Source organism: Amycolatopsis kentuckyensis (genome assembly GCF_002155975.1).
In the GTDB taxonomy this organism is placed as follows: Bacteria; Actinomycetota; Actinomycetes; order Mycobacteriales; family Pseudonocardiaceae; genus Amycolatopsis; species Amycolatopsis kentuckyensis.
Genome location: NZ_MUMI01000487.1, coordinates 1 through 5,229 on the forward strand (window position 1 = coordinate 1; position 5,229 = coordinate 5,229).

Annotated in this window: 5 protein-coding genes; 2 read left to right on the top strand and 3 right to left on the bottom strand. The window is 70.7% G+C overall.

Annotated features, from left to right (window positions below):
- Positions 1–286 (top strand): TNT domain-containing protein (locus tag CCN39_RS38050; RefSeq protein ID WP_143264305.1); only part of this gene is annotated, 286 nt, incomplete at its 5' end.
- A 40-nt stretch (positions 287–326) separates the two neighbouring features.
- Here the strand turns inward: CCN39_RS38050 and CCN39_RS38055 are convergent.
- Both CCN39_RS38055 and CCN39_RS38060 read right to left on the bottom strand, forming a co-directional pair.
- Positions 327–914 (bottom strand): pentapeptide repeat-containing protein, encoded by a 588-nt coding sequence (locus tag CCN39_RS38055; protein ID WP_086850624.1) that lies wholly within the window; start codon positions 912–914, stop codon positions 327–329.
- 24 nt (positions 915–938) lie between these two features.
- Entirely contained in the window at positions 939–1,406 is a 468-nt protein-coding gene (locus CCN39_RS38060) for a VOC family protein (protein ID WP_086850626.1), read from the bottom strand.
- Positions 1,407–1,486: 80 nt separating this feature from the next.
- Between CCN39_RS38060 and CCN39_RS38065 the strand changes: the two genes are divergently transcribed.
- A complete protein-coding gene (locus CCN39_RS38065) occupies positions 1,487–2,236 on the top strand; it encodes a class I SAM-dependent methyltransferase (protein ID WP_086850628.1) in 750 nt (249 codons plus the stop codon).
- Here the strand turns inward: CCN39_RS38065 and CCN39_RS38070 are convergent.
- Positions 2,208–5,229, bottom strand: a 3,022-nt coding sequence (locus tag CCN39_RS38070; RefSeq protein ID WP_086850630.1) for an error-prone DNA polymerase, incomplete at its 5' end; no start/stop codon positions are given. The genes CCN39_RS38065 and CCN39_RS38070 overlap by 29 nt on opposite strands.

Here is a 5,229-nt window from a genome sequence, read left to right on the forward strand (position 1 = left end):
GCTGCCCGCGGGCAGCGAACTGGACCGCTTCGGCGGCCCGAACGGCAACCTGACGTACGCGGCGGGCACGCCGTTCGCCGAGCGGTCGCTGGTGCCGGAGTGGATCAACCGCCCGTACCACGTCTACCGGGTGCAGCGGCCCCTGGAGACGCTGGCCGGCGTCGCGATCCCGTGGTTCAACCAGCCGGGCGGCGGGGCGGCGTACCTGCTGCCGGCGTCGATCGAGGAGCTCCTGGCCGAGGGCGACCTGATCGAGCTCGACCCGGGCGAACCCCCGATCGACTGAGTGCTTCGAAGGCCCCGGCGCTGCCGGGGCCTTCGACGTTTCAGCGGATGACGAGCCCGTGCGCGGCGGCGAAGGCGATCGCCGTTTCGACGTCGACTTCCGCGCCCCTCAGGTCGGCTTGGACCAGGGCGTTCGCGTCGAGCCGTGCGCCACGCAGGTCGGCGCCGTCGAGCTTCGCGCCCTGCAGGCGGGCACCGGTCAGGTCGCTGCCGCGCAGGTCGGCGCCGGCGAGGTCGGCTTCCATCAGGTTGGCCTCGCGCAGCCGCAGGCCCGAGAGCCCGAGCTTGCGCAGCCGTGCCTTCGCCAGCGACGCGAGGGAGAGATCGCACTCGGTGAGCGCGATCCCGCCGAGCCCGCTGTCGGTGAACGACGAGCCCAGCAGCGAGCACGCCGTCCAGCGGCTCTCGGCGAGCACCGTCCGGTCGAAGGTGCACGAGCGGAACGCCGACGCGTCGTGCCGGGAGCGCGACAGGTCGGCCCGGCTGAACACGCAGTCGTCGAAGGTGCAGCCGCGCGTCCGCAGCCCGCTCAGATCCGCGCCGGTGAAGTCGCAGCCGGTGAACCGCCGCTTTTCCCACCACTGCCCGGACAGCACCGCTTCGCGGTAGTCCTCCCCCGTCTCCAGCACGGCCCCAGGGTGCCACACCGGCGGCTAGGGCTTTCCACCCTGGACGTAGTTCATCGCCTCGACGTACTCGGGCAGTTGCGCCCGCCGCGCCAGCTCGGCTTCGTCGAGGTTCTCCAGCCGCGTCTGGATCCACCAGAGGTTGCCGAAGGGGTCGCGCACGCGGCCGACGCGGTCGCCGAAGAACAGCACGGTCTGCCGGGTGACTTCGGTGGCGCCGGCTTCGATCGCGCGGCGCTGGGTTTCTTCGCTGTCCGGCACGTAGAGCCGCAGGAAGGCGGGCGTGGCGGCCCAGCCGTCCGGGGAGTCGAACGCCATCACCACGGCGTCGCCGATGCGCACCTCGGCGTGCCCGATCTTCCCGTCCTCGCCGGCGACCCGCCCGAGTTCTTCGGCGTCGAAGGCGGCCTTCAGGAAGTCGAGCAGGCCGGCGGTGTCGTGGCCGATGATCCACGGGGTGACCGTCGTGTAGCCGTCGGGAACGGGGTTGACCATGTTTCCTCCTCGGTTCGTCGGCTCGAACCTAGGGCGAAAACAGGTCGATTCCTGACCGCTTCGATCGCTAGCTTGACGCCATGCCCGACCACCACTTCGCCGACGCCGGCCTCGCCTCGCTGTACGACGCCTTCAACCCGCGGGAAAGCGGCGGTGACTACGCGTTCTACCTGCCGATGATCATGGCCGCGGAGTCCGTGCTGGACGTCGGCTGCGGCACGGGTTCCCTGCTGCACTGGGCGCGCGAGTCCGGCCACGAAGGACGGCTCGTCGGGCTCGATCCCGCCGAGGGCATGCTCACGCAGGCCCGCCGCCGGGCCGACATCGAGTGGGTGCACGGTGATTTGTCGACCGCGTCCTGGGACGGCGAGTTCGACTTCGCGGTGATGACCGGGCACGCCTTCCAGGTGCTGCTGACCGACGACGAGCTGCGCACCGCGTTCTCGGCCGTTTTCCAGGCGCTGAAACCGGGCGGGCGGTTCGGTTTCGAGACGCGCAACCCGGCCGCCCGCGGCTGGGAGCGCTGGACTCCTTCGAACGTCTGGGAGGCCGGGGACGTCCGCTCGTGGAACGACGCCGGGCCGTTCGAGAACGGCTTGGTCAGCTTCACGACGACCTACGAAAGCCCGGGCTGGGACGCGCCGAAGTACAGCGAGAGCACATTGCGCTTCCTCGACGTCCCTTCGCTGAACGCGTTCGTCGAGGAAGCCGGGCTGGTCGTCGACGAGCAGTACGGCCACTGGGACCGTTCGCCGGTGACCGGCACGAGCCCCGAGATCATCACGATCGCCCGGCGCCCCCTCACCGGAAGTCCCGCGACTTCGCCTTGATGCGCATCGGCAGCGGCTCGACGCGGTGGGCCAGGACGCTGACCACGCCGTCGGCCTTCTCCACCACCCCGCGGATCAGCAGCGCCGGGCTGCCGCGCGCGACGCGGTGGTAACGCTGCCAGAGACCGAGCGTGCAGATCACGTTGACCATCCCCGTTTCGTCTTCGATGTTGAGGAAGGTGACGCCGCCCGCGGTCGCGGGGCGCTGCCGGTGCGTGACCGCGCCGCCGATCAGCACGCGCGCGCCGTCGTCGAGGTCCGCCAGGCCGCTCGCCGGGACGACGCCGAGCTCGTCGAGGCGGTCGCGGATGAACTGGGTCGGGTAGCTGTCCGGCGACACCCCGGTGGCCCAGACGTCCGCCGCCGCGACGTCGAGCCCGTCCATCCCCGGCAGCACCGGTGCCGACCCGCCGACCAGGCCGGGCAACCGGTCCGGGCGTTCGCCGGCGACGGCGCCCGCGGTCCACAGCGCCTGGCGACGATCCCCGCCGAAGCCGGCGAACGCGCCGGCCGTGGCCAGCGCCTCGATCTGCGGCGTGGTCAGCCGCACGCGGCGGGCGACGTCGGCCATGTCGCGGTACTCGCCGTTTTCCGTGCGCTCGGCCACGATCCGCTTAGCGAGCTCCTCGCCGATCTTGCGGACGGTGCTCAGCCCGGTGCGCACGTCGTGGAACCGCCCGGTGCCCGGCTCCAGGGTGGCGTGCGGCAGGCTGCGGTTGATGTCCGGGCCGTGCACGGTGACGTCGTGGCGCCGCGCGTCGGCGACCAGCGACTGCGGTGAGTAGAACCCCATCGGCTGCGCGCGCAGCAGGCCCGCCAGGAACGCGTCCGGGTGGTAGAGCTTGAAGTAGGCGCTGGAAAAGACCAGGTGCGCGAAGCTCAGCGCGTGGCTCTCCGGAAAGCCGAAGTTCGCGAACGCCTTGAGCTTCAGGAAGATCTTCTGCGCGAGCTCGTCTTCGACGCCGTTGACCGCGGCGCCTTCGAGGAACCGCTGCCGCAGCCGGTCCATCTTGCGGTCCGAGCGCTTCGACCCCATCGCGTGCCGCAGCTGGTCGGCCTCCGCCGCGGTGAAGTTCGCGACGTCCAGCGCGATCTGCATCATCTGTTCCTGGAACAGCGGCACACCTTTGGTCTTGTGCAGTGCCTTTTCGAGCAGCGGGTGGTCGTACGCCCACTTCTCGCGGCCCTGCTTGCGGCGGATGTACGGGTGCACCGAGCCGCCCTGGATCGGCCCCGGCCGGATCAGCGCGACCTCGACGGCGAGGTCGTAGAACTCGCGGGGCTGCAGCCGCGGCAGCGTCGCCAGCTGGGCGCGGCTCTCCACCTGGAAGACGCCGATCGCGTCGGCGCGGCAGAGCATGTCGTAGACCTTCTCGTCGGCGAGGTCCAGCTCGGCGAGGTCGACCCGGTCGCCCTTGTACTCCTCGACGAGGTCGATCATGTAGTGCAGCGCGGACAGCATGCCGAGGCCGAGCAGGTCGAACTTGACCAGCCCGGCGGCGGCGCAGTCCTCCTTTTCCCACTGGATGACGCTGCGGTTCTCCATCCGCGCCCACTCGACGGGGACGACCTGGCTCACCGGCTCGGCGCACATGACCATGCCGCCGGAGTGGATGCCCAGGTGCCGCGGGAAGTCCTCCAGGGCGAAGGCGAGCTGCACGACCTCGTCCGGGATGTCGTGGTCGTGGTCCTTTTCGGTGCTCTGCAACGAACCCCAGCGGTCGATCTGCTTGCTCCAGGCGTCCTGCTGGCCCGGCGAGTAGCCCAGGGCCCGGGCGGCGTCGCGGACCGCGGACCGGGCGCGGTAGGTGATCACGTTCGCGACCTGGGCTGTCCGCAGGCGGCCGTGTTTCCGGAAGACGTACTGGATGGCCTCCTCGCGGCGGTCGGACTCGATGTCGAGGTCGATGTCGGGGTAGCCGTCCCGGTCCGGGGCGAGGAAGCGCTCGAAGAGCAGTTCGTAGGCGACGGAGTCGACCTTGGTGATGCCGAGCGCGTAGCAGACGGCGGAGTTCGCGGCCGAGCCGCGGCCCTGGCAGAGGATGTCGTTGTCGTTGCAGAACCGGACGATGTCCCAGACGATCAGGAAGTAGCCCGGGAAGCCGAGCTCTTCGATGATGGCGAGCTCGTGCTCGATCTGCTGGTTGGCTTTTTCTTCGTGGGCCTTGCCTTTGAAGCGTTCCTCGGCGCCTTTCCGGGTGAGTTCCCGGAGGTAGGTCGTTTCGGTGTGGCCCTCGGGGACGTCGAAGGGCGGCAGCTCGGGGGCGATCAGCTTCAGCGGGAACGCGCATTCCATGCCCAGCAGGGCGCTGCGCCGGACCGCGCCGGGGTACCGCCGGAACAGGACGTCCATTTCGGCGCCGCTGCGCAGGAAGGCCGTCCCGGCGGCGGGCAGCCAGCCTTCGAGTTCGTCGATGCCCCGCCGGGCCCGGATCGCGGCGAGGGCGTCGGCGAGCGGCGCGCGTTCGGGCCGCGCGTAGTGGGCGGCGGTGGTGGCGACGGTCGGCAGGCCGAGCTCGCCGGCGAGTTCCGTCAGGAGGTCGTTGTGGGTGCTGTCCAGGGGCTGGCGGTGGTCGGTGAGCTCGACGTAGACGTTGTCGCGGCCGAAGCGGTCGATGAGTTCCTCGAGTTTCTCCGCGGCGGCCGCCGGGCCGTGCGTGACGAGGGCCGAGCGCACCGCGCCTTTGCGGCAGCCCGTCAGCACCACGCACTGCCCGGCGACCTCCTCGGCGACCGCGCCGAGGTCGTAGACGGGCCGTCCCTTTTCGGCCTGGTGGTGGATCTGACCGGCGGTGATGGCGCGGCAGAGGGCGCGGTAGCCCTGGTCGCCGCGGGCGAGCAGGAGGAGGTGCTCGCCTTCGGGGTCGGGAACGCCGTTCTGCGGGCCGTGGAGGCCGAAGCTGAGTTCGGTGCCGAAGACGGTGTCGACGCCGAGTTCCCGCGCGGCCTCGGCAAAGCGCACGACACCGTACATGCCGTCGTGGTCGGTGAGG